Source organism: Gemmata palustris (assembly GCF_017939745.1).
GTDB classification, from domain to species: Bacteria; Planctomycetota; Planctomycetia; order Gemmatales; family Gemmataceae; genus Gemmata; species Gemmata palustris.
Genome location: NZ_JAGKQQ010000001.1, coordinates 1678451 through 1703725, shown reverse-complemented (window position 1 = coordinate 1703725; position 25275 = coordinate 1678451). Strand labels below are relative to the sequence as shown.

Below are 25275 nucleotides of genomic sequence, written 5' to 3'. Positions count from 1 at the left end.
TTGCGATTAGTCTCGTTTCGAGGTCCGTGTAACGACTGCACGAGCCGCGACCACAACGGAACGGGAGGTACCACTCCCTTGTGGTCGCGGCTCGTTACAAGGAAACCGGAACCGGACTAGAACTCGTACTCGTTCTTGATCTGGTTGTTCGGGATGAGCTGGATGTCGGTAACGTCCCCGAGCATGAGGACCGGAATATAGCCGTCTTGACCCGGTATCTGACGGAACTGGATGACACCCTTTACACGAACCCAATCGAAATACTGTCGGTCGACGGAGTGGGGCGCGATGATTCGCACCTTGATCGGCACCGTGTCCGACCCGCAGCACGTCATTTTCATCCGGAACAGTGTGAACTCTTTGCCGCTGGCACCCTGTATCGGGCGGAACCGCCCCTCCATGATCGCCGTTTGCCCTTCGTAAGACTTCCGTTTGTCGGCGTCACCCGCCGCTTCTGCGAGCGTGTTGAATCGCATTTCCTCACCGCCCTGCGCGATGACGTTCAGTGTTACGTTTCCGTCTTTTGTTGTAACTTCTCGCAGCATTAGCCCGGATCCTGTGCGCAGGGTGCGAGTGGTGTTGCCATCGGCATCGGTTTTAACGTCCTCGACTTTCGCGTCTTTTGCGCGTTCCTTGAGCGTTTCCGGATCGAGTGCGGCCTCCAAACCCAGCTTCTTTTCCTGTGCCTCGGAACTGAGACCGGAATTCGGAATACCGAGAGCAAATAGGGCGATCGGGAAGACCAGGATTAACATCCGGGCGAACATCCAGGACATGTCGTGACTGTGGCCGTGATCGTCCACGAGGTTCGGGTCGGCTTCGCCGCCCGGCAACCCCGGCAAGTGATTACAGTTGGCCGTGTGGACGTGGTTCACCTGACACGTGGGGTCGTCGGTCGCGGGCACCAGCGCGCCCGCTTCGCGCCACACCGCGAGGCCCCGCAACGCGACCAGCACGAACACCGCGATCCCGCCGATCAGCACCGGCAGGTGGAATTGCGGCGCGAGAATGTGCTTCAGCATGTCGTTCAGGTAGAGCTGAACGGCAACAAAACCCAGCCCGCCGCACACGAGGATGGTGAGCAGTTGCTCGGTAAAGTAGTCGCGGGGCGACTGGCATCCGGCGTGATTGTGTGCCACGGTCTCGTCTCCTTTTGTGACCACCCGTTCAAATCACTTGAGTGTGGCGCCCGCGGGCAACCCGGTCCAACCGCTGGCTTGGTAAATCAGGTGCAGAGCCACGCACAAGACTAACACCTGAATCACGACACTCGTCGCGATCGTGACGATGAGCCGAAGACGGAACACGCGCGTGTACATCAGTATGAGCTTCAAATCGAGCATCGGACCGAGCACGAGGAACGCGATCTTCGCACTCACGTGCATTTTGGTGAAACTCGCGGCGACGAACGCATCGGCCTCGCTACACAGGCACATCACCACCGCGAGGAACATCATCGCCGGGATCGCGAGGAACGGCTGGTCGCGCGAAATGACCTCGATCTGCTGCTCGGTGATGTACACCCGCGCGAGCGCGGCCAGCACCGAACCGAGAATCAGGAACACCATGATGTCCACGAAGTCGTGGAGCGCGGTCGAGGAGATGTTTCCCAGGCGCTGCATAAACGGCTGTCGGGGCCGCTCGATTCGTGGCTCGTTCGCGTCATCCACCTGGACGGGTGGGGGGGCGGTCAACGGCGTCAGGAGCGCGTTGCCGTACTTCTTGTACTGGAGGTGAACGATCAACCCCGTCGCGCACGCGATCACGAAGGCCAAGCCCACGCGCAGCCCGACCATCTCGGGACCGATCTTGTGATCGCGGAACGCGATCCACGTGCTGAAGATCACCACGCCGTTGATGATCGGGCCGGCCAGCATGTACGCGATGCAGCACGAGAGCGGCAGGCCCTTGCGGAGCAGGCGGCGCATCACGACCACGATGCCGCACTCGCACATCGGAAAGAGCAGGCCGAGCACCGCGCCGATCATCACCGCCGGGAGCACGGACTTCGGCAGCAGTCGCGTGAGGAACTCTTGCGGCAGGAACTCTTCGAGGACGCCCGCGACGAGCGCGCCGAGGACGACGAACGGCATCGCCTCCCACAACACGGAACTAAAATTGAAGAGAAAGTCGTAGATACTTGGCTGCACCAGATCACCCGACGCGAGAACGGTGGGACACAGTTATTACGCCAGAACCGATGGAGTGGTTCAGGGCTCAGGGGCATTGTCCGAACGGGTGATCGGCCCCGCAAGGGTCGTCCGCGCCGTGGGCGTGGAACCCGCGGAACTGCTTCCCGCCGAAGATCGGGGCGAACCGGTTCCAGACCGCGACCGCGCTCATAGACCCGAAGAACATCCCGACCGTTACGACCACGATGACCCCACTGGGGCTGAACGGTACGTCACGAATCGGCCCGATCGAAAGCGTCATACTCCGACTCAGCCAGTACCCGATGCCCCCCGATGCGAGGGAGAACGCCACCGTGAGCCAGAACATCTGACGCAAACTCCGCGACACGTTCGCGGCAGTGGCGGCCGGGACGATGAGCAGGGCGTTGATGAGCAGAGCGCCGACGGCCTTGATCGACAGATTCACCACGAGCGCGAGGAGCACGATGAAAATGTAGTTGTTGAGGGTCACGTTCATCCGCCGCGTGCGCGCGAGGCTCGGGTTGAAGCTCGCGAACATGAGCTGGTTGTAGCGCCACAAGAACACGCACACAACCAAAACGAGCACGCAACACAAATAGAGAAGGTCGGTTTCGGGAATGAACACCAGGTTCCCGAAGAGGAAGATTTCCAGGTTCACATTGCTCACCTTTTGAACCATTTTGGTAAGCATGGCCCCGAAGCCGAGCGCGAGTGCGAAGAAGACGCCTATGACGGTGTCGTGCGCGAGTCCGGTTCGGTCTCGGACGTAGATCATCGAGATACCGACAGCAACTCCGAACGCCACCATTACTAGCGGCACCAGCCAGGTCGCTGTTTCCTTGTCACCTTGTCCCAGCAGCACGCTCATGTAGCCGAGCGCGACCCCCGCGAACGCACAGTGGGCCATCGCATCGCTGAAGAACGCCATCCGGTTCCCGACGACCATCGCGCCGACCAAGCCACACAGCAGACACATGACGAGGAGCGTGAGGACGCTTTTCACCACGAAGAGATCTGTACCGACGGCATCGGCGATCCACCGGATCAGATCTGACATCCACACGTCGGGCATGAAATCCTCAGCAGCTTAACCGGCCATGCGGCGGGCACAGTGGAGTACGAGCCCCATAGCCGCGGTCGCTTCTTCGGGGGTGATCACGAGCGGGGGCGAGATCCGAACGACTTTCTTCGCCAGCGGGCCGAGCAGGTGAATGCCGTCGGTGTTCGCGCCGTCGCCCCGGTAGCACTCGAGAACGAACTCATTCGCCCACTCCGCGGCCGTGCGGTCCCCGTGATCGCACATCTCGATGCCCCATACCATTCCGCCGAGTTCGCCACGAATTTGGGACACAAAGGGTAGTTCTTTTAGCGCAAGTAGACCGCGTTCGAGGACCGCGGAGCTTGCCTTCATGCCCGCGATTACATCGCGGCTCTCGAATACGTCCAGTGTCGCTTGTACGGCCGCGCAACAGAGCGGGTTCGCGCTCCAAGTGTCGGAACCCTCGCCGTACCCCAGCGAACCGAAGATGCCCGCGCTCCCGACCGCGGCCGCCACGGGGATACCGTTCCCGAGTCCCTTCCCTAACACTACGACATCTGGTTCGAGGCCGTAAGTCTCGTAGGCGAACATCGCTCCCGTTCGACCGAAGTTCGATTGGACTTCGTCCAGGATGAAGACGATGTCGTTCGCCCGGCAGAACTGCTGTAACCCTTTGAGGTAACCTTTTGGCGGGTGGTACGATCCGCCGCCACCGAGGTACGGTTCTGTAATCAGGGTGCCGATTTTTGCGCCGAACTGGTGGAGCAGGGCGTCCAACTCCTTCTGGTAAGGAGCGAAATTGAACGGCTCGTCGCGCGTCGTGAGGTCGCGACATTCTGCCATCGGGAAAGAAATGAACCGGACGCGCGGATCGCGTTCGGTGTCAGTTTCGGACCCCGTTACAGCGTTCGCCAGACCCTTTTTGCCGTGAAAGCCGAAGCGCGTCGCCAAGATTATCGGTCGCGTGCGATCGCGTGCTAACGAAGCCCAGATTGCTTTTTGGATGGCTTCTGATCCCGACGCGGCCCACATCACCTGTTCCATCCGGCCCCCGCCGGGCGCTTTGCGCATTAGAGCGAGTAAGCGCTTGGTGGCTCCGACTTCAACGGGTGTGATTGCGTTGTAAGCCGTCATCGGCACGGCCGGAGTGAATCCCGATGGAACTTGTCCCGGGTGCAGTGAATCGGATGCGTCCTGGAAGTTGTTCCAGTTCATGTAGCGAAAGTACGCGCGCATCCAGTCGGTCGGGTTGTGGCCGAGGTTGGAAACGAGCACGCCGGACGAGAAGTCGTAAAGGCGCCGGCCCTCGGGCGTCCAGTGGTAGACGCCGGCACTGTGGGCGAGAACGGCCTGGGTGGGTGTGAACGTGCGGAGGGAGTGAGGTTCGATGTGGGCGAGTTCCGCGCGGCCGGCGTTCGAGTCCGGCTCGCGCGCGTGTTGAACGGGTGGGGGCATCTGTGTTCTCCGGGTACTTACTGCACCCGAAGGTACTCTGGCGCGACGTGTTCGACAAGCCACACGCCGTTTGCGGAGCGGTAAAAAATGTGCCCGTCGGCCCGCATTTTTGCGGTATCTACTACGAGTACGACGGGCTTGCCGTGTCTCTGTCCGACTTTGGCAGCGGTTGTCGTATCGGCGGAGAGGTGGACGTGGTGCCGGGCCATTTTGAGAAGGCCGTCGCGCAGTATCACCGGTACCGTGTTGTGCGCGGTTCCGTGAAATAGTTCTGCGGGCGGTTCGGCTTCTTCGAGTTGCAGATCGACTTCGGTTGAGTGCCCCTGGTTGGCGCGAATCTTCGTGGCGGTCTCGTCGAACGCGAAACGCTGTTTTTCACAGTTTGCGACAACCGCGTTTAACTCTTCACGCGACGTCTGAGTACCAGCCTTTGTGAGTCCAGAAAGCAGATCGACTATGGGTACCCAACCCCCGGGTTCGAGTGTGATCCCGATCGAATCGGGTTCATGGCGCAGCACCTTTGACACGAACTTGCTCAGGCGAATCCGTTTCTTTTCGTCCACGGCTAAACCCGTCCTTCGTAAAGAATGAGCGGTGTCGCGTTGCCGGGTTCGTAGAGCGCGAGACCGCCCGCGTGACCGTTCACTTTCACAATGCAGCCCGGAGCACCTGCGACGGCCCGTGCGAGGATCGCTTCGAGGCTCTGCACAACGGCGACGCAGTTCCGATCGGCTGCAATGTCGTTGTAAGCGAGTGCCCGCATTTGCGCGAGGCGCTCGTCGCGCGCCTCGTTTGGCCCGCCGAACTCGACGAACGCGACTTCTTGAAAGAACCGCTCGATGACTTCGATCCCGTAGCCGCGTTGAGACCGTTCTCCCCACGGTTCGAGAAACGTTCCGTTGTAGTGATAGTTCGGAGTGTTCTTGAGTTCGCCCGGCGTGCGATTTTCCACGGTGAGTTCGACGCCGCGTTTGCGCTGGTGGGCGCACCAAACCGCGTTGTCGAAGCGGAACTGGACTTCCTGCTCGACGTAGCCCGGAAAGTTATCGGGCGTGACCCAACTCGTGTGAATATCAAACGCAGACTCTCGCGCATCTGGATGCCTGTAAACAACTTGGAGCTGTACCGAGTCCCATGTCGGGCCGTCCGCGGGTCCAACGATTCCTCTCTGACCGGTTGCTGAAATGCGATTCAGCGCCCAGTTCGGCCCGAAGGTAAAATCGATCAGTTTGAGGTAATGAACCGCAACGTAAGTGGCCGGATTTCGGCCTGAAATCCACTCGGCAAATTGGCCGCCGCTAATCGATTTCGGCTCCAAGAGTGAGCAGTAGCCGTTATTGACGTGCTGAAGTGTTCCGTCCTGGTAAAGAGTGCGAAGTTTCTTGTGGTCGGGGTCGGCAAGTTTGTGGTAAACGACCTTAGCGAGCACGGACTTTTCGGCCGCGAGTCTTGTAATTTCATCGAGTTCTGTGAGCGAGAGAACGGACGGCTTTTCGATGAGGACGTGTTTTTGGGCGCGAAGTGCATCGCTTGCGGCCGCAAAGTGTCGGTCATCTGGGGTCGCGACGCAGACGGCATCGACATCTGAGGCTAGAAGTTGCGTGACCGCGTTCGGACCAAAGAAGTTCTCGAACCGCAATCGCTGACCGTTTTCGGATGCGAGATAACGTGCAGTTCGAGCGCCAGTTCGAGTTGCGACGGCGCTGAGTTGAATTGCAAACGACCGATGATTGCTGGCCAAGAAGGGTAGAGGATTTTGCTGCTCGAAAACTGGACGATAAGTCTCGTCGAAGATCATCCCGAAGCCGATCATCCCGCATCGAATCCGAGGCGTTTGCTTTGTGAAGTCGAACATTGGGCCATTTTATTGTGACTCTTCAGTGACACCGAATAAAGTTAGGAAAATAAGTATTCTGAATACATAAGATACATTATCGGACACAAAAATGGTTACCGCTTTTATTTGCAATACATTCGGGTCCTACTCATCATGTCCGATAATTGATATTATGTAATGTTAACTGGGCAAAGTTAGTACCATAGAGAGTACAACCTCAATTAGAGATAAAAAACGACTATGCAAACAAACCCATACGACGAAACTTGTCGTAACGACCTGCTAAAAGTGCGTCGTCAGTCTGCGTTACCAATCCGCGCAACTCACGAGAGAGATGTGTCTTCAGTGACGTCGCCATCGCACGCGGATCACGGTGAGCACCGCCGAGCGGTTCCGACACAATTGTGTCAATGACACCGAATCCTTTCAGGTCCGCCGCCGTCAGTTTTAGAGCGTCTGCGGCTCGAGGCTTTGATTCGTCCGTTGCGACCTTCCACAAAATACCTGCGCAACCTTCTGGGCTGATTACCGAGTAGTAGGCGTGCTGGAGCATCCCGACCGCGTCCCCGACGCCGATGCCCAGCGCGCCACCCGATCCGCCTTCACCAATGACAACGCACACGATTGGCGTCGCCAGTTTTGTCATTTCCAGAATGCTGGTTGCAATGAGCTGAGCCTGACCGCGTTCTTCGGCCCCGATCCCAGGAAATGCACCAGGGGTGTCAATCAGACACACGATCGGGATGCGGTACTTTGCCGCGAGGCGCATTTTGGCGAGCGCTTTCCGGTATCCTTCTGGGTGAGCGCACCCGTAGTAACACTGTTGCCGTTCCGCGAGAGTTTTCCCTTTTTGGTGGCCGATCAGCATGACCTTTTGGCCGTCCAATCGCGCGAAACCGGTGCGAATTGCACGGTCATCACCGATCGCGCGGTCGCCGTGGAGTTCGACGAACTCCTCGAACACCATGTCCACGTAATCGAGAAACTGCGGGCGGTCGCGGTGGCGTGATACAAGGATCGTTTCCCAGGCGGTCAGATTTGCGTACTTTTGCTTCTTGAGCGCAGCTAGGTCTTTACGGATTTTCTTTACCGTTTCGCTCGCGCCTTCTGTATCTGGACCGGCCTCAAGTCGGGCGAGTTCTACCTCGAGGTCGTGAATGTCTTGCTCGAACGGTAACGGCTCGGGAACCATGAGTCACCTTTCAACCAGTGGATCGGCCGAGGAACAAAGCCCTACATTTCCTCGACGTCTTTCTCCACAACTGACTTGTAAATCTGCTTAACCTTGCGCAATTCAATCAAAACTTCGTGAAAATTAGCGGGGCGATCGGTCTTCTTCTTCGCCAGTAACTTCAGAACGAATGCGGAGAACTCATCGGTGAGATCCGGGTTGTACATCGCCGGCCCGGACGGTTTTTCTGTAAAGTGTCGACCGAGCAAGTCGTTCATCGACGTGCCGCGAAACGGCGGCCGGCCGGTCGTCAGTTCGTACAGGGTGCAGCCGTAACTGTAGATGTCCGACCGACCGTCCGGCATCTCGTCGCTGATTTGTTCGGGGCTCATGAAACTCGGCGTGCCCTGCGGTTTACTCTTTCGGTAGAACCATTTCGCGAAGCCGGTGGGGATCGGCTTGGAGATGGCGAAGTCGATCATCTTTGTGTCACCGAGTGAGTTCACCAGAATGTTGTCCGGCTTCACGTCGCGGTGAACGTACCCGCTCGCGTTCATGTACGCCAATCCGGTCGCAGCACCCTTAAAGATCTTTCGCGCGTGTTCCCTGATGAACGTGAAGTCCTTGGCCTGGACGCGCAGCCGAAGACTACCCGAGGGGAAAAACTCCATGATGAAGTGGGGCGTGTCCTTGGCGCGGTTCACTTTGACGATGCGGATCACGTTCGCGTGCGTCAACTTGACCCCGATTTCGGCCTCGTTGAACAGCGCGCGACGTTGCTCGGGTTTCTCCGCCGCTTCCGGCAGCAGAACCTTCATCGCGAAGTGCCGGTTACTCTGCAACTCCACGACCTCGAACACTTGCGACGTCTGACCGGTCTGGAGCAGCGAGCGCAAGCGGTAACCGGCGAGCGTCGTGTTAATATCCGCCATCCGAACTCCTTACCAGTATTCTTCAAAGTGAACATTGCCCTTGAGCTTCACTGCTGCAATATCGGCTTTGAAGCCGCGCGCCTCCAGTACCTCGATCACACCAACGGGCTGCGGATACGTCAGAGTTCCGGTTTCCCGATCCCGGTGTGGCACGCCAATCATCTTCGGGTTGCCACACAAGAATACGTGCGTTTTTGCCGGGTCGAGAAGTTCGCCGATTCGCTCTTCGAGTTCCCCACTCGTAATCAGATCCTGGATGTAAACCTTTCGCGTGGCTCCCGGCTCGCGCGTTGTCAGCGCGAGGTAGATGTAGTTCGGGAACTGCCCCATCAGGTGGTTGTGCGTATCACGGTAGCCGAGATCGCGAGCGTACCGCACGCAGCACGCATTGACGATCTTCCCCGTGTGACCGCGGCTGAGAAGCTCCCACGTCATGTAGTTGTGGGGCGCTTCGCCGGTCCCGGTGCCGAGGAAGATCACATTATCCCCGGGTTTCACCGGGTCGAGCGTGTAGTGCCCCGTAATCCGCTCGCCGATCTGAATGCGATCGCCTTCACCGAGTGAGAACAATCGCGGGGTCAGCGCCGGCACGCGACCGTCCGCGTTCTCGCGCACAAGTACAATGTAAAACTCGAGCCAGTCGTTGTCTTCCAGGCGCATGAGGCGCCCGGGTTCGCCGTAAATCGAAGAGCTAATCGAATAGGCCCGGCGGACGACTTTCGTCTCGTCCCCGGCACCGAGCGCTTCGAGCTGGCAACCTTCCGTGCGCCGTTCCCAGTAGCCCAAACCGAGCGTGCAGTATTGCCCCGGGTGGTGCGGTGGGCGGGGAAAGTCCGGTTTGACTCGAAGGACCATCAGATCGGGGTTCAGGAGCTTCAGTGATACGACGGTCGCGTTGTACCGCCGTTGTCGCAGTTCGGTGATTTCCTCAGCCGTCATTTGGTACTTGCCTGGAGAGGGCGCGGAAACAAAACGCAACACCCCCGCGACCGGTCCGCGAGGGTGCGTGTACCTACTGAAAGATTATACGGCGCGCACCCAATTTTAGGTGCGCGGACCGCGTCAGGCGATCTTCGCGGCCGCCTCTTTAACGAACGCGACGCACTTCTTCATGTCCGGTGACGGGTTATCGGCGTTTGCTTCGTATTCGATCGCAATGTGTCCGGCGAATTTCACGGCTTTGAGCGCCTTCAGCACCGCGGGCACATCGAGCACACCGGTCGGGTCACCGAACGGCACATCGGTGTCCTTCTTGTTGTCGTGGTCCTTGAGGTGCAAGGCGAAGTTGCGATCGCCCATAACCTTAACCTGTTCAGCCGGATCGAGCTTTTCCCCCAGCGTGGCCATGCGGATGAGGTGTCCGGTATCGAGGCAGGTGCCGATGAGTTTGTGGTGATCCTTGACCGCCTTCAGAATCTGCTCTGCCGACCACCACCGATGGCGCTTCCCTTCCCCGACCGGCCCGTGCGGGTGAATCGCAATGGCGATCTTGTACTCTTCGCACAGTTTGTCGAGGCTGTCGAAACTGTCCATCGACGGATCAGCGCTCAGGTACTTCACACCGATCGATTTGCCGAAGTCGAACAGCTTCTTGTTCGCCTCGTGGTTCTTGCTGAACCCGACGACCCCGAACCCCATCGGCGTTACATCGTATTCCTTGCACAGTGCGAGAATCGCTTTGAGTTTCTCGGGCGGGCTCTCGATCGGGATGTGTTTGGCGTAGAACTCGCCCGACTTTAGCCCGAGTTCCTTTGTCCGCTTCAGCATCTGTTCCAGGTCGAAGTTGCGGAACGTGTAGGTCTGCACGCCGACTGCGAACCCGGCGAAATCCTCTACGGCCGATGCGGTCCGAGTGGTTAACAGTCCGACGGTCGTAGCCGCAGTTGTGGCGAGGAATGATCGGCGATCCAGCTTTCGCGACAGCATGGGAGAAGCTCCTGTGTAAGAAGGCGGCTGGATTGTGCCATCCTCGAACGCGGAACGCCATGAGAAAACGTGAGCCGAGCACCCTTCCGTACTCGGGTCAGAGCACTCGGCTCTCAATCATTACATAACATTTACTATCGGACGTACTGTGTGTACAATTTTGCGGGTCGCACCGACTATGCAGTGCGACCCGCGTTTCAGCAAGATCAGCTACTTCTTGACGAACAGTGCGTCGATTTCACTGTCTTCTAGCGTTTCTTTGCCGCCGTTCAGGTCAACGACAAGTGCCGTACCGCTCGGTGTCATCCAAACAACGTGGTTCCCGAGCCGGTACACGTCTTTGATTTGCGGGTGCTTTTCGAGGATGCGGAAGTACGCATCGCTCTGGGCCTTCACAGTCACCGATTTCGTGTCGGCCTTGTACGCATCATCGATCCACACACCGCCGATTTCCAAGCAGTTTCGGCCGTAAACTTGCCGGTTCGCGGTCAGGCTCACGCGGTCCTGGTTGCGGAGGTTGTTTGCCGCACACGAGAGGTCCACGCCGAGCTGCCCCGTCTGGTAGCCGCTCTTCCCTCCCTTGAGCGCACGATCGGCATCGTCCCATGTCTTTTTCTGGGCCTGATACCGCATCAACTCTTCGGTCATCTTCGCTCGGGCGGTCGGATCTTTCTCCGCTTTGACCTTGTCGACGGCTTCCTTGACTTGCTGCTCGGTCATGATGCCGCGGTTCCCCGCGAGTCCGCTCTTGCCATCGCCCTTGTCGCCAGCGGCCTGATTTTTTGCGAAGTCTTCAACGCGCTGCGGCGCCCCGCCCGGACCGGCGAGGATACCCGACGCGGCACCCAAGCCGCCCCCGGCAATCGGGGCAGCCGGGAACGTGACCGGGCGCGGCAACTTCGGATCACCAGGCCGAACGGTCGGCGGGACCACCGGCATCGCGCCGTCCGGCACCACGAGGTGGCTCGTGTACGGAGTTGCGATCCCGTACCGCTTCGCCAGCGCCACAACTTCGTCGATCAGTTCCTTCTTTTCGCCATTCACGCGGATCTGATCGAGGATGTACCCGACCTTGCGGCGCGCCCACAACGGTTCGACGAAGTCCTTACCGGTGTCGCTCTCGGTTTTGGGCGGGAAGTTCAATTCGTAAACGAACTCCTGCTTCTCCTTCCCCACCATCCCGGTGAGTTTGATCGCGGAGTGGCCGTTGCCGGTGTAACGACCGATCACGACCAGTTGTGTGCCCTGGAACAAGTCCGGGAGTTTCGGCGGGTAAATCTCGTGGAGTTGGATACCGCCGGTCGTGGCGAGCTTCACGTCGGTCAGAACTGGGTTACTGATCTTCGCGTACAGGCTGGCAACTTTCGATTCGATGTCCTCGGCTTCGCGAACGTAAGTCGCGATGGCGCGCGTCGAATCGGCGAGCTGGTCGAGCATCGCGGCGTTCACGTCATCGCCCACACCAAAAGTGAAGATGCGGGTGTTTCCGCTGTTCTTCCCCATCACATTTTTCACGATCTTGTCCGGGTTCGTTTCGTCCACAGTCGGCTGACCGTCGGTGAAAAATACCATTGTGAACGGCCGCGACGGGTCGTCCGAGCGCATCCCCAGGGCTTGGTCGAGGGCGGGCCAAATCGCGGTGCCGCCACTGGTCTTCAGCCCATCAACCCACTTGTTTGCGGCTTCCAAATAGTCCTTGTTGGCCTCCACGAGTTTGTCTCGGAATGGCATAACGCTTGTGGAGAACTTCAGGATCGCGAACCGGTCTTCCGCCTTTAGTTGTGTCAGGCAGAACTTGAGCGCCTTCTTCGCTTGCTGCATCTTGATGTCCGACATGCTGCTCGACGTATCGAGCACGAGCACGAGGTCGCGCGGGACGCGCTTCTTTTCGGCTTCGACTTGCGGCGACACCAGGAACATGAAGTAGCCGTCCTCACTGGTGATCGGCTTGTAGAGGAGCGGCGTGAGCCCAATGTCCTGGTCGCCGAAGCCGTAGTAGAGCTGAAAATCCTTGTCGAGAATCGCCTGGTTGCGCTCGAACGCGACGTTCACTTCCCGGTCGCCTTTGCGCGTGGTCGTGATCGCGTGCGTCGGGCTGTACACGTTCTGGACCGCGTGCCGGGACTTGATGGTGAGGTTCACCGAGAACTGTTCGAGCGTGCGGGTGGCTTTGCCATCGGTCTTGAGCGGGTAGATGTACTCGACGACGTTCCCGTCCTTCTGCGCCACGAACTTGTAGCTGATTTTGATCTTCTGATCGCCCTTCGGCGGCACCGGGAAGACGCTCAACCGGAGCAGGCTGTTCCCCAGGTATTCGAGCAGCCCGGGGTCTTGGGTGCGCCGAACGATGTCGGTGTAAACCTTGTGTGCGTGTTTGGCGTCGAGGAGCTCGCCGCCCATCTCTTTGCCGTCCACCCACATGGTGAACTTGTCCACGCTCGCCCCTTTGGGCACCGGAAACAGGTACGTGGCTTCGAGGTTGCGGTCGGTGTGGTTGCGGAACGTCTGCTCGACGGTGGTGATCGCCACCTGTTCGTCGATGGCGACTGTCACCTTGTGGTTTACCATCGCGAGGGGCGGGAGCTTCTTGTCTTCGGGGATCAGTATCCCCGACGCGGACGCGGAACTGGCGCTCGCGAGCGCTGCGACGAGTACGGCGAGTGTGGATCGCAGGAACCGCATGGCGCACCTCCAAGTGTGAACAGCGCGGCCGGAGCCGACGCGCCTGTCATTATGACGACGGCTGCGGGAAATGCGCTTGGAACGCGACGGGGCTGTTACGAAGGGGTTACGGGCGGAGCACGTGAACTCGCCTCGCAGCCGCCAGTGGGATTTGGTTACGTCTCCTTAACTTCCCCACGAGTGACTTTCTCCAAATACGCGACAATACTCTGAACCTGTGTGCCTGCGAGACGGAGCAACTCTTCGTTCTCAGAACGAATGACAATTGCAAAGTGATCAGGAGCTAGTGTGCCAACCAATCTTTGCAGTTCCGGGACCGTCCGAAAGGGCAAGGTAAATGTCCGCGTTCCCCCTGGGGGAAATGGTCCCTGCTGACCCGCCACGAACGGCAAGTCTGAACATCCCTGAGCGACAAAGGCAACCACGAGCTGATCGATCGGCTCATCACCGGCGTGGATGAGTTGCAAACCGATCGTGTGTTCTTGAGTAGCGGGGTTTTCCCCGATGGCAACGCCGTATTCGACCTTGCGGGTGCGCCCAGTACTCGGCTGTTGGAATGCAGCGGCAACGAATGAAACGTGATTTGGGTTGGTAGTTCCAACAAGCCGGCCGACTCGCGCATGCCTTCGAGAAGTACAGCTAATGCTCATAGGGGGGCATACCTTCAATTCATACTTCTGATCGCTGTGTACTTCCAGCACACCTTTGAGGGCAGCTTGGACTTTATCTCCCACTAGCAGAGTGCATACGGATTGATCGAAGAACTCGACGCGAATACTGACTTGGTTGGAAGGAAGTGTGAGGAAAACACCCACATTTGGAATACACATTGGCAGGAAAAACCGGCGAACATCGTCACGATTGAGAACGTACCCTTCCGCTGAGTCACGCGGCGAGAGTGGAATCAACTCCTGCATCAGTGTTTCGATTTCATGTCCATCTGGCGGATCATAGTTGAACGATGCACCGAAACCTGCTTCCATCGCTGCCACGAACCCTCGGCCTTCGGCACAGATTACAGCTTTGCTTATCTTCGCCGGTCTGCGAGATCGGCAGATAACTCGCAACTCTAACCCAGGACAGCCGATCTTTTCAATGAGTTCCAGACTGCCCCGATGTTCAACAAACCCTCTACAGTGACCTGTTCGTCGTCCGTGGGTAAAGTAAATTGATTGATAATTGTGTTAGCATTCATGCCTCCCAACTGATTCCGTGTTTTGACAGTGGTGCGATTGACGACTCGATTTCCCGGAACCGACGCAATTAGACGGTCAGTCTGCTCGTTGCTTAATGCTCGAGTCTTTGGTTGACCTGTTTCGTGCTTGCCCTTCACGTTGATGAGGAACGAGACAGGATACTTTGATTCGTTGTCGTCAATTACCTTATGATGTCTACCACACAGTAGAATCAGGTTGTCGAAACTATGCCTTTCTGAATTTTGTTGATTTTGATCGTGTCGTGCAGAGCCTTCCTTCTCTCCTTTGATGTGACAAATTTCGCCGACGATTGACCCACTAATTGAGTCAACAATTGGAATTTGGCAGTTTGGAAATGCACAACGGTTTCCGGATAGGGCGAAAAGCCGTTTTACGGTCGGTCGAGATGGTTCGGTGAGTTCGCGCTGATTTGGAGTCGTCTTGCCCTTTGGTTTAAAAGTTGGCTGCGCTACGGACTTTTTCTTTGGTGTTTGGCTACGGTTCGTTTGTTTTTTTGACATGGCGGTTGTGGTATTTTAAATGAGGTTGTTGGACATCCAATTTAACAGTGCTCAATTGTTTAGTAATGGAATATTACCCAACTATTGCCTCGTTGTCAAAGTCAGTCAACGTTGGCGGCTTATAGCCAGATGAGGCGGTCACTCAGCCGCCAAAAGGCCGAGCACATAAAACAAAAAAGCCGCGGAAATAGTTCCGCGGCATCCCAACAGAATTTAAGCTGCTGATCTAATGTCTCACCCCACCGGGCGGATGACAATGATCGCGGGAACGGCGTTCGGCTTGCGGGTGCCGCGCTTTGCGAGGTAGTGTTTCAGTTCTGTGGACAGCGACGGGTTCGTGCGGGCGATGGTCGCGTGGGTCGTCTGCCACGTCAGCAGCACCGCGTGCTTTTCGCCCGGCTTCGACGGCGGGGTCGTCACCGACTTCACCACGCTGTCAATCGTCCCGGCGCTCACGTGCTTGGGGTCGGTTTTGTCGTGGGTCTTATCCCCCTGCCCCGTCCGCTTGAACAGCCCCGCGTCCACACCCAGAATCGCCTTCAATTCGAGTTCGTCGGAGCGCACGACCGGGGTGGCGTGGAGGGAGTCGCACACCTTCGGGGAGAACTTCGCGTCCTCGCTTGAAAGTTTCGCGAACAACACAGCCAGTTCCGCGGCAGTCAGACTCTCGGTGTAAATCACGACCGCGTGGGCCTGCTTCTTCTTCAGTTTTTCGAGTGTCGCGGCGTCCGCAGATACCGCTAGGCCGCTCGCTTTCGCGGCGTTCTGGAAGACTTCGGCCCCGCGAGCCGTATCGCGCACAAAGAGATCGAACTTGAACACCGGATCGGGATCGCGTCGCAGTTCGTCGAGCAATTCTTGACTGATGTCTTCACGGCCAAGGTCCGTGACCGACCGCAGGAACGGCAACCGCACCTCTACGCGATCGAACGGCGGAAGTTTGGGGAACAGCGGGGAGCCGATCAGATCGGGCGCCACTGAACGCGGTTCGGGCGCGATGACGACCGCAGTTGGTAGAGCGGCGTGCGGTTCGGGAGCCGACGGAATCGAAGAATCTTTGTGCGCGGTCGTGTTCGGGTCGGGTCGCGGTTCAATCGGCGACGGAATGGTTGACGGGCCGTCTTGCGGAGCGGGAAGCACATTCGACCACTGAGTCTTCGTGGCCGTACTGGTACCGGCTTGACCGGTGAAGAACGCGAACGAGCCGGCGGCCACACACAGGAACACACTCGCCGCGACCGCGACCGGCGCCCACGCCAGAATACCCGTCGATCGAGATCGGGCGGGAGGCGGCACGGGTGCGGGTTGAGTGAACGACTTTGGTTTCACGCGCGGCGCAGGCGTGATCGTGGCGACGCGAGCCATGATTTTGGCGTGCAGATCGACCGGCGGGGCCATTCGTGTCAGAGCGCGCACGCGGTCGCGGTCGACCTTCAGTTTCGCGTAGAGTGAGCGAGCGTCGGGGGAGTTCGACAGCAGCCGGCGCAGCCCCCGAGTTTCTGTCAGGGACAGTTCTCCGTCGACCGCGGCGGTAATCAGTTCGAGTTGAGCAGGAGTCATGTTCGTTCGCTTCAATCGCCCCGGCGAGTCGGGCGCGACTGAGTAGGGGGTTCTTTCTCTTCGCTCCCTGCGTTTCTTGCGTCTCTTGCGGTATCGCTCGGTCGCGGGGTGTTCACATCGTCCACGTGAAATTCGCCCCGACCTTCCCGCTCTCCGTGCTCCGCACGTCCTTCGCGTTCTTCACGCGCGCCACGCGATTCACGGCCATTGGGGGAAACGAGCAAGTCCCTGAGTTCCAATCGTGCCCGGTGCAAGCGACTACGGATCGTCCCGATTGGCACCTCCAGCACCTCGGCGATCTCCTCGTACTTCATTCCCTCGAGGTCTTTCAACACGAGAACATCGCGGTGTTCAGTGGAAAGCCTCGCGATCGCGTCACTTAACTGCTGTTCGTCCTCGGTTCGTTCGAGCGCGGCAGACGGCTTGACGTACTCGGACGGGTCATCTGGGTCGAGGCCGGTCTCCCGCGTGTGATTCTCCAAGCTAACAGACGGCTTCTTCTTCCGTTTCAAACTAATTGCGGTATTGAACGCAATCCTGTACAACCACGTGAAAAATTCGGCATCACCTTTGAAGGTGTGTAGCGCCTGATAGGCGCTCAGGAACGTGTCCTGAACGACGTCAGCGGCATCCTCGGGGCTAAGTACCAGGCGCAGCGCGGAGTTATAAAGTCTTGCCTGGTATTGGGATACCAACTCTCCGAAGGCATCCCGTCGGCCGCCCAGACAGTCCGCGATGAGCCGGCGATCGTCGTCGTTCACGACTTCTACCGGTTCGACGTTCCGCCCAGAGCCGAAGTTCCCGGAAGTACCCGAAAACTGGTCCAGCGCGTGTAAATGAAACTATACCACGCCAACGAGCTCATGAGATAAGAATGAGAATCCGGTTGACTTTACAGCATGTACTGTTGTTCCGAATTGCTCCGCCCACCAAGCTACCGGCTTTGCCGACTTCGCCTATCCACTCCCGTTCACTAGCCGTATAGTAACCATCTGTACCCTTCGCGCTCGCTGAAAGCCCAGGTCGCGTTCGACACTCAGGAGGAGTCTCCGGGCATGATGGACACCAAGAGTATCGTCGTCCGTGGGGCGCGCGAACACAACCTGCGCGGGGTGAACCTCGAACTCCCGCGCAACAAGCTCATCGTCTTCACCGGCGTGAGCGGGAGCGGCAAATCGTCGCTCGCGTTCGACACGATTTATGCCGAAGGCCAGCGCCGCTACGTCGAGTCACTCTCCAGCTACGCCCGACAGTTCCTCGGCCAGTTGCCGAAGCCGGACGTGGACTACATCGGCGGTCTGTCCCCGTCGGTGAGCATCCAGCAGAAGACCGCCGGGCGCAACCCCCGGAGCACGGTCGGCACCATCACCGAAGTGAGCGACTTCCTCCGGGTACTCTATGCCCGCCTGGGACAAGGTCACTGCCCGAAATGCGAACGGCCGATTACGGCCCAGACGCGCGAACAGATCATCGGCCGCATTCTCGCGCTCCCCGAGGGCACGCGGTTCCAGCTCCTCGCGCCGGTGGTGCGCGGGCAGAAGGGCGAGTTCAAGGACTTCTTCGCGGACATGGTGAAGCGCGGGTACGTCCGCGCCCGCGTCGACGGTCAGCTCGTGAAGTTGACCGACGACCTGAAGCTCGACAAGCGCATCAAGCACACCATCGAAATCGTCGTCGATCGGCTCCAAAAGCGCGGAACGCGGAACGCGGAACGCGGAACGGAAGACGGCAATTTCCGGGTTCGCGTTGCCGAGGCGGTCGAGCAGGCACTGAACCTCGCCGAAGGCAACCTCATCATTTCCGTCGAACCGGAAAAGGAAGAACCGGAAGCAAAGGAAGCCGATTCCGAAATTCCGCGCTCCGAACTCCGCGCTCCGCGATTCTCGGACATCCTGCTGTCGGCGCATTACGCCTGCACGCACTGCAACATCAGTTACGAACCGCCGACCCCCCAGCTATTCAGCTTCAACAGCCCGCACGGGATGTGCCCGGCCTGCGACGGGTTGGGCACGCTCTACACCTTCGACCCCGACCTGCTGATCCCGGACCCGGCACTCAGCTTCTACGAAGGCGCAATTCCGATTGTGGGGCCGCTTAGGGGAATGGGCCGGTGGCGGAAGCACATTTTCGAGGGGGTAGCGAAGTCACTCGGAATTGATCTGAAGACACCCTGGAGCAAGCTCTCGGCCGCGCACCAAGACCTCATCCTTCAAGGAGGTGGAGATGCGCACATCGTTTGGGAGTGGAAACAGCGCGGCGGAAAAGTCTGGAAGCACGGCGGGAAATGGGAGGGGATCGTACCGCAACTGATCGCGCAGTTCAAAAAGACCGCAGCCGGTCCGCGGCGCATGCAGCTCGAAAAGTACATGCGCCGGGTCCACTGCCCCGCGTGCGACGGCCAGCGCCTCAACCCGCAAGCGCGGGCCGTCCGCGTCGGCGGGCGCACGCTCGTGGAAGTCGGGCACACGCCCATCGGCGACCTGATGCCGTGGTTCAACGACTACGAACAGACGATTTCGACCACCTCGAAGGTCGTCGCGGGCGAACTGCTGAAGGAGATTCGCGCGCGGCTCGGGTTCCTGCTGAACGTCGGGCTGCACTACCTCACGCTCGACCGACAGGCGCCGTCGCTCTCGGGGGGTGAAGCCCAGCGCATCCGGCTCGCCTCACAGATTGGCAGCGGGCTGGTAGGCGTGCTGTACGTGCTCGACGAACCGAGCATCGGGCTGCACCCGCGCGACAACGCGCGCCTACTCGCGAGCCTCGAACGCCTCCGCGACATGGGCAACACGGTCCTCGTGGTCGAACACGACGAGGACACGATGCGCGCGGCTGATTACCTCGTGGACTTCGGCCCCGGTCCCGGCGTTGGCGGGGGTGAGGTGGTCGCGGCCGGCACACCCGCCGAGGTGTTCGCGGAACCGCGCAGCCTCACCGGGCAGTACCTCACCGGCGCGAAGAAGATCGAGGTTCCGGCCAAGCGCCGACAACCCAACGGCAAAACTCTGCGTATCGTTGGGGCTAAGCACAACAACCTGAAGAACGTTACAGCCGAGATCCCGCTCGGCGTGTTCGTGTGCATCACCGGCGTGAGCGGGTCGGGCAAGTCGTCGCTCATTAATGACGTGCTCCGCGGACAGATGAAGGTTGATGGCAGCAAAGCGAATCAGGAGGAAGAAGCCGAGGAAACGGCGGATTCGGCCCTCGCCCTTCCCTCTTCAGCATTCTGCGACCGAGTCGAGGGCACGGAGCACATCGACAAAGTCATCGACATCGACCAGACGCCGATTGGCCGAACCCCGCGCTCGAACCCCGCGACCTACATCAAGCTCTGGGACGAGATTCGTTCGCTGTACGCGGAAATGTCGGACGCGAAGGTGCGCGGGTACCAGCCCGGCCGCTTCAGCTTCAACAAGCCCGGCGGCCGGTGCGAAGCGTGCGAAGGCAACGGCGCGAACAAGCTCGAAATGGACTTCCTCGCGGACGTGTGGGTGCAGTGTCCCGTCTGTGAGGGCCGGCGCTTCAACCGCGAAACGCTCCAGGTGAAGTATCGGGGCAAGTCGATCCAGGACGTGCTGGAAATGGAAGTGGCGGAGGCGCTCGAACACTTCGAGCACGTCCCGAAAGTGCGCCTGATGGTGCAGACGCTCCACGACGTCGGCCTCGACTACATCAAGTTGGGCCAGCCGTCCCCGACACTTTCGGGCGGCGAAGCCCAGCGCATCAAGCTCGCGAAAGAACTTGTCAGGCGTTCCACTGGTAAGACGCTCTACATCCTCGACGAACCGACGACCGGGCTCCACTTCGAGGACGTGCGCAAACTGCTCGAAGTGCTCCACGGGTTCGCCGAGCAGGGGAACACCGTGCTCGTGATCGAGCACGACCTTGACGTGATAAAGACCGCGGACTGGGTGATCGATCTCGGACCCGAGGGCGGTTCCGGTGGCGGTCAGATTGTCGTCGCAGGGACGCCGGAGACAGTCGCGAAGTCCAAGGAGTCTTACACCGGCCAGGCGCTCGCGCCGCTGCTCGCATCCACCAAGAAAGCAGCGAACAGCAAGAAGAAGACCACCAAAGCCGCACCGAGCACGGGTCAGGAGTACATCACGCACTTGTGTGTTGAGGGCGCCTGCCAGCACAACCTCAAGAACGTGTCGGCCCGGTTGCCGCGCGAAAAAATGAGTGTGTTCTGCGGGCCGTCGGGGTCGGGCAAGTCGTCGCTCGCGCTCGACACGATTTATGCCGAGGGCCAGCGCCGCTACGTCGAGTCGCTCTCCAGCTACGCCCGGCAGTTCTTGGGGCAGGTTCAGAAGCCTCGCGTGGAACACGTCACCGGGCTGTCACCGGCCATCAGCATCGAACAAAAGACGACGAGCAAGAGCCCGCGCAGCACGGTCGGTACCGTCACCGAGATTTACGACTACCTGCGAATTCTGTTTGCGCGGCTCGGCCAGCGCCACTGCCCGAACTGCTCGCGGCCCGTGGGCACGCAGACCGCGGACGAAATCGTTGACAAGGTACTGTCACTCCCGGAAGGGACGAAGCTCTACATCATGGCCCCGCTGGAGCGCAAGGGGCAGGAGAAGTACGACACGCTGTTCGACGAGATCCGGCGCACCGGGTACACGCGGATGCGTGTCAACGGCAAGAGTTACACCATCGACGAACCGCCCCAAATCGACCACCGCCGCAAGCACAACGTCGAGGTCGTGGTCGATCGCAACGTGGTGAAGCCCGGGACGCGGACCCGGATCGCCGAAGCGGTCGAACAGTCGCTCGACCTCGGACGCGGCGTGATGCACATCGCCTACGTCGAAGCCGATGTCGATGAAGCCAAGTGGAAGGTGGAAAAGTTCTCGCAACACCTCGCGTGCGAGCACTGCAACCTGAGCTTCGAGCCGCTCAACCCGCACCACTACTCGTTCAACAGCCCGCTCGGGTGGTGCCCCACGTGCGAAGGCCTGGGGTTCCAGCGTGGCGCGAACGCCAACCTCCTCCTCGGTGATACGAACCTCTCGCTCCGCGCCGGCGCGGTGACCGCGTGGCCGTCACTGGAGAAAGGATCACCGTGGTTGCCGTTTGCGGAAGCACTGGCAAAGCACGTCGGGTTCTCGCTCGACACCGCGTTCGGCAAACTCGACCCGGCCCACCAGCGCGCGGTGCTTCACGGTACGGGCGACGCCTGGGTCGAGCTGAGCACGGAACCCGGAACGCGGAACTCGGAACCGAAAACTAAGGGCAAGAAACCGGCTCCCGCCGCACTGCGAACTCACGCTCCGCGATTTCAGTACAAGGGTTTGTTCCCCGCGGTGGACGAAGCCTCGCGCGTGTCGTGGGTGTACCGCCAGCGGCTCGACCACCTCGTGGACGAAGTGCCCTGCTCAGCCTGTCGCAGTGCGCGGATTCGTTCCGATGCGGCGGCCACGCGGTTCGCGGGACTTACGCTCGGCGAACTCTGCGCGAAGTCACTCGGCGACACGCTCGCCATGTTCGATGCGCTGAAACTGACGAAGACGGAACGACAGGTCGCGGGCGAAGTGCTGCGCGAGATCGCGTCGCGCCTCAAGTTCCTCGTCGATGTCGGGTTGGATTACCTCACGCTCGCCCGACAAGGCCCAACGCTCTCGGGCGGCGAAGCGCAGCGCATCCGGCTCGCGTCCCAAATCGGCAGCGGGCTGACGGGCGTGCTGTACGTGCTCGACGAGCCAACGATCGGGCTCCACCCGCGCGACAACGAGCGACTGCTCCAGGCACTGCACCGCCTCCGCGACCTCGGCAACACGCTGGTGGTCGTCGAGCACGACCGTGAAGTGATCGCGGCAGCCGACCACTTACTCGACTTCGGACCCGGCGCCGGCGACCGCGGGGGAGAAATCACCGCGAGTGGCACGCCTAAACAGGTCACGAAGAACCCGGATTCACTCACTGGTAAGTATCTGAGCGGCAAGCTCGCCATTCCGGTCCCGACGAACCGGCGCACGGCGGAGGGGAGTAGAAATCTAACCCCCCAACCCCCTTCCCTAAAAAGGAAGGGGGAGAAAGCCAAAAAAGCAGCGCAAGTTCCGGCGCCGGTTTTAAGCCCCTCTCCGTTTAGGGGAGGGGTTGGGGAGGGGTTGCCTTCCGTCGCCGCACGGTCGCCGCTGGGTCACGCCCTCAGCATCCTCGGCGCGCGGCAACACAACCTCAAGAACGTGGACGTTCACATCCCTCTTGGGGCGTTTGTCGCTGTGACCGGGGTGAGCGGGTCCGGGAAGTCGTCTCTTGTAAATGAAGTGCTCTACAACACGCTCGCGCGGAAGTTGCACCGCGCGCGAACCGCGGGCGCGGCCCACGACGACATCCAGGGGCTCGAGTTCGTCGACAAGATCATCAACGTCGATCAAGACCCGATCGGTAACTCGCCGTCCTCGAACCCCGCGACCTACACCGGCGTGTTCGAGCTGATCCGCGAATTGTTCGCGCGCCTGCCCGAATCCAAAGTGCGCGGGTACCACCCGCGGCGCTTCAGCTTCAACCAAAAGGGCGGGCGGTGCGAGGCGTGCGAGGGGATGGGTCAGAAGGTGATCGAGATGCACTTCCTCCCCGATGTGTGGGTGGAGTGCGACACCTGCAACGGCACGCGGTACAACCCCGAAACGCTCGCGGTGCGGTACCACGGCAAGTCCATCGCCGACGTACTGAACATGCGGATCAGCGAGGCGCTGGGGCTCTTCAACAACATCCCGAAAATCCGGCACGTGCTCCAAACGCTCGAAGACGTGGGTCTCGGGTACATGGCACTCGGGCAGCCCGCGCCCACCATGTCCGGCGGCGAGGCCCAGCGCGTGAAGCTCGCCGCGGAACTCGCGCGCCCGAGCACCGGGAAGACGCTCTACCTGCTCGACGAGCCGACGACCGGGCTTCACTTCGACGACATCCGCAAGTTGCTCGAAGTGCTCCAGCGGCTAGTCGATCTCGGGAACACGGTGATTACGGTCGAGCACAACCTCGACGTCATCAAGACCGCGGACTGGGTCATCGACATGGGACCGGAGGCCGGCGGCGGGGGCGGCCAGGTGGTCGCGCAGGGCTCGCCGGAAGAGGTGGTCCAGCAGTTCGGCGCCGGCGCCCCGACGCACACCGGGCGCATCCTGAAGGGGGTGATCGAGGCCGGGCCGTTCGCCGAGCGCCCGAAGTTCGACCCGAAGGCCGCGCTCGCCAAGCGCGAGGGCGACCTCGACATCTCCGACGTGGGCAAGGACCAAAAACTTCCCTGGGAAGCGGACGGCCCGGGCTGGCACACCCGGGACCGCGTTACCACCACGGGCAAACCGGTGAAGTGGGACGGCGAGGCGCTCTCGTGGGTCGTTGAGCTTATTTACGAGCTCGGCACGTTCCCCGATACAAAGTGGAACCACCGCAGCGTCGTGGAGATCCCCACCCCGCGCAAGGCCGACGGCTGGTTCCTCCACGCGATGACCGGGCACGAAGCGTACATGAAGCTCGTGTTCCCGCTCCCGGGTCGGCCGTTCAAACAGGACCAACTGGCGGCGAAGCTCGCGATCCCGCCGCTCTCCGACACACCGGGGCTCGAAGGGTACTCGCGCGACGCCAACCGCGTCGAAATTCACAACGCATCGGGCTGGCAAACGGTCACGGTCACCGTTCACAAGAAGTCCGAGATCGATACGCCCGCGTTCCGCGAGTTCCTCACCCGCGCTGTTGAAATTATCCAGGGGCTCAGCGACACAACCGCGGGCGGGATCGAGGGCAACATGCCCTGGAAGAAGGACGGCGAGAAGTGGCACCTCGGCGAGAAGGGGTTCCCGCTGGGTCGAGGTGCGAAGTGGGACCGCGCGATCCTCCCACGGCTCGTGAAACTGCTCCAAGACGTCGATCCGACGCTGGTCTTCAAGTGGGACGTGCGCGACGCAGTGACCGTGTACCCGAAGGGGATGTCACGGTTCTGGGCGCGGCTCAAGACGAAAGAGCACGACGCCCTTGAAGTCTGGTTCACGGGCCGGCGCGGATCGGCGAAGCTCTCGCAGTACGAAAACTTCGGCCGCAACGTGACCGTCGAGGGCGACCGCGCGGACGGGAGCGAGGTACTAAAACTGTGGCTCGTGACCGGCAATCACCTGGACACCGGAGCGCTGAAACCGCTGCTCGCGGAGCACCTGAAGGCGTTCCGCAAGACGTTCGGTAACGGCGATGCGAGTGAAAAAGAAGCGGGGTAAGAAATCCACACCCGGGGTTTCAACCCCGGGCTGTGCTGTTACGGGATAAACAAGCACCAACATCAGATGGTTGGTTGGTAGTGCGGGATCGGCTATTGCTCCGCAAATATCGTTGGAGAGCGTCTAGGTCGAGGTTAACATTCGGGTCGCAATTCCCGTGCTGTGCTGACCAGCAGAAACACTGTTCGCCCACACAGGCGGTTCACCGTGTCTCCACAATCAGTGTCGATCCCGGCGAATATGCGTCCACCTTCCTATCAGGTACAGATTCCGACCGAACAGATGTTGTGGTATCAATTTTCGGCTCCTCTCTTCTTAGCTTTGGCCACGGTGAGCTTCGGATTGTGGTTAGCTCGGTCCCGCGGTTTCCAGCGTGGCTCAGATCGGGCGCTGCTTATCGCTTGCGTCGGTTCTCTGTGGCTCAGCTATTCGGCTTGGTGGATTTGGCAGCATCGAGATAGCTCAACTACTGGACGAGACATCGCTGCGATTGTGGCTGTCGAAATGCCCTTTCTTTGGATTCAATTCTGCATGTTGGCATTCTTGATTACCCGTTTTTATCTACGCGGAGTAAGCCGATCGGAAGA

The 25275-nt window shown here is 59.9% G+C and carries 16 protein-coding genes; 1 reads left to right on the top strand and 15 read right to left on the bottom strand.

Annotation, left to right across the window (positions count from 1 at the left end):
* Positions 1-116 precede the first annotated feature (116 nt).
* The 15 genes from J8F10_RS06890 to J8F10_RS06820 all read right to left on the bottom strand — a co-directional run bounded on the left by J8F10_RS06890 (position 117) and on the right by J8F10_RS06820 (position 17233).
* On the bottom strand, positions 117-1139 hold the full coding sequence (locus J8F10_RS06890) for a TIGR03943 family putative permease subunit (protein WP_210653110.1): 1023 nt from the start codon (positions 1137-1139) through the stop codon (positions 117-119).
* Between the two features lie 33 nt (positions 1140-1172).
* Positions 1173-2108, bottom strand: a complete 936-nt coding sequence (locus J8F10_RS06885) for a permease (RefSeq protein WP_315854229.1) — start codon at positions 2106-2108, stop codon at positions 1173-1175.
* 109 nt (positions 2109-2217) lie between these two features.
* Positions 2218-3225 (bottom strand): metal ABC transporter permease, encoded by a 1008-nt coding sequence (locus tag J8F10_RS06880; RefSeq protein ID WP_210653108.1) that lies wholly within the window; start codon positions 3223-3225, stop codon positions 2218-2220.
* A 15-nt stretch (positions 3226-3240) separates the two neighbouring features.
* Positions 3241-4647: an aminotransferase class III-fold pyridoxal phosphate-dependent enzyme gene (locus tag J8F10_RS06875; RefSeq protein WP_210653107.1), complete on the bottom strand. Its 1407-nt coding sequence runs from the start codon at positions 4645-4647 to the stop codon at positions 3241-3243.
* A 17-nt stretch (positions 4648-4664) separates the two neighbouring features.
* Entirely contained in the window at positions 4665-5210 is a 546-nt protein-coding gene (locus J8F10_RS06870) for an RNA 2'-phosphotransferase (protein ID WP_210653106.1), read from the bottom strand.
* Between the two features lie 2 nt (positions 5211-5212).
* Complete coding sequence (locus J8F10_RS06865) at positions 5213-6502, bottom strand: Gfo/Idh/MocA family protein (protein WP_246522993.1); 1290 nt, start codon at positions 6500-6502, stop codon at positions 5213-5215.
* Positions 6503-6722: 220 nt separating this feature from the next.
* Entirely contained in the window at positions 6723-7676 is a 954-nt protein-coding gene (locus J8F10_RS06860) for an acetyl-CoA carboxylase carboxyltransferase subunit alpha (protein WP_210653105.1), read from the bottom strand.
* Between the two features lie 41 nt (positions 7677-7717).
* Positions 7718-8587, bottom strand: a complete 870-nt coding sequence (locus J8F10_RS06855) for a serine/threonine protein kinase (RefSeq protein ID WP_210653104.1) — start codon at positions 8585-8587, stop codon at positions 7718-7720.
* A 9-nt stretch (positions 8588-8596) separates the two neighbouring features.
* A complete protein-coding gene (locus J8F10_RS06850) occupies positions 8597-9526 on the bottom strand; it encodes a ferredoxin--NADP reductase (protein ID WP_210653103.1) in 930 nt (309 codons plus the stop codon).
* Between the two features lie 123 nt (positions 9527-9649).
* The gene (locus J8F10_RS06845; protein WP_246522991.1) at positions 9650-10513 is read right to left on the bottom strand and encodes a sugar phosphate isomerase/epimerase family protein; all 864 of its coding nucleotides are present in this window, start codon (positions 10511-10513) and stop codon (positions 9650-9652) included.
* A 210-nt stretch (positions 10514-10723) separates the two neighbouring features.
* Positions 10724-13195, bottom strand: a complete 2472-nt coding sequence (locus J8F10_RS06840) for a VIT and vWA domain-containing protein (RefSeq protein ID WP_210653102.1) — start codon at positions 13193-13195, stop codon at positions 10724-10726.
* Between the two features lie 155 nt (positions 13196-13350).
* Positions 13351-14187 (bottom strand): hypothetical protein, encoded by an 837-nt coding sequence (locus J8F10_RS06835; RefSeq protein WP_210653101.1) that lies wholly within the window; start codon positions 14185-14187, stop codon positions 13351-13353.
* Between the two features lie 77 nt (positions 14188-14264).
* On the bottom strand, positions 14265-14912 hold the full coding sequence (locus J8F10_RS06830) for an HNH endonuclease signature motif containing protein (protein ID WP_210653100.1): 648 nt from the start codon (positions 14910-14912) through the stop codon (positions 14265-14267).
* Positions 14913-15146: 234 nt separating this feature from the next.
* Positions 15147-16472, bottom strand: coding sequence for a hypothetical protein (locus tag J8F10_RS06825; RefSeq protein ID WP_210653099.1), 1326 nt, complete (start codon positions 16470-16472; stop codon positions 15147-15149).
* Positions 16473-16483: 11 nt separating this feature from the next.
* Positions 16484-17233 (bottom strand): sigma-70 family RNA polymerase sigma factor, encoded by a 750-nt coding sequence (locus J8F10_RS06820; RefSeq protein WP_315854082.1) that lies wholly within the window; start codon positions 17231-17233, stop codon positions 16484-16486.
* Positions 17234-17530: 297 nt separating this feature from the next.
* On the opposite strand from J8F10_RS06820, the gene uvrA reads away from it, so the two are divergent.
* On the top strand, positions 17531-24688 hold the full coding sequence (gene uvrA / locus J8F10_RS06815; RefSeq protein ID WP_390891131.1) for an excinuclease ABC subunit UvrA: 7158 nt from the start codon (positions 17531-17533) through the stop codon (positions 24686-24688).
* Positions 24689-25275 lie beyond the last annotated feature (587 nt).

Bases quoted from the DNA above. Each gene is read 5' to 3' on its own strand.
- J8F10_RS06865 (WP_246522993.1), bottom strand. From the start codon at position 6,502: ATGTTCGACTTCACAAAGCAAACGCCTCGGATTCGATGCGGGATGATC.
- J8F10_RS06880 (WP_210653108.1), bottom strand. From the start codon at position 3,225: ATGCCCGACGTGTGGATGTCAGATCTGATCCGGTGGATCGCCGATGCC.
- J8F10_RS06860 (WP_210653105.1), bottom strand. From the start codon at position 7,676: ATGGTTCCCGAGCCGTTACCGTTCGAGCAAGACATTCACGACCTCGAG.
- uvrA (WP_390891131.1), top strand. From the start codon at position 17,531: ATGGACACCAAGAGTATCGTCGTCCGTGGGGCGCGCGAACACAACCTG.
- J8F10_RS06840 (WP_210653102.1), bottom strand. From the start codon at position 13,195: ATGCGGTTCCTGCGATCCACACTCGCCGTACTCGTCGCAGCGCTCGCG.
- J8F10_RS06850 (WP_210653103.1), bottom strand. From the start codon at position 9,526: ATGACGGCTGAGGAAATCACCGAACTGCGACAACGGCGGTACAACGCG.
- J8F10_RS06855 (WP_210653104.1), bottom strand. From the start codon at position 8,587: ATGGCGGATATTAACACGACGCTCGCCGGTTACCGCTTGCGCTCGCTG.
- J8F10_RS06825 (WP_210653099.1), bottom strand. From the start codon at position 16,472: ATGACTCCTGCTCAACTCGAACTGATTACCGCCGCGGTCGACGGAGAA.
- J8F10_RS06875 (WP_210653107.1), bottom strand. From the start codon at position 4,647: ATGCCCCCACCCGTTCAACACGCGCGCGAGCCGGACTCGAACGCCGGC.
- J8F10_RS06830 (WP_210653100.1), bottom strand. From the start codon at position 14,912: ATGTCAAAAAAACAAACGAACCGTAGCCAAACACCAAAGAAAAAGTCC.
- J8F10_RS06845 (WP_246522991.1), bottom strand. From the start codon at position 10,513: ATGCTGTCGCGAAAGCTGGATCGCCGATCATTCCTCGCCACAACTGCG.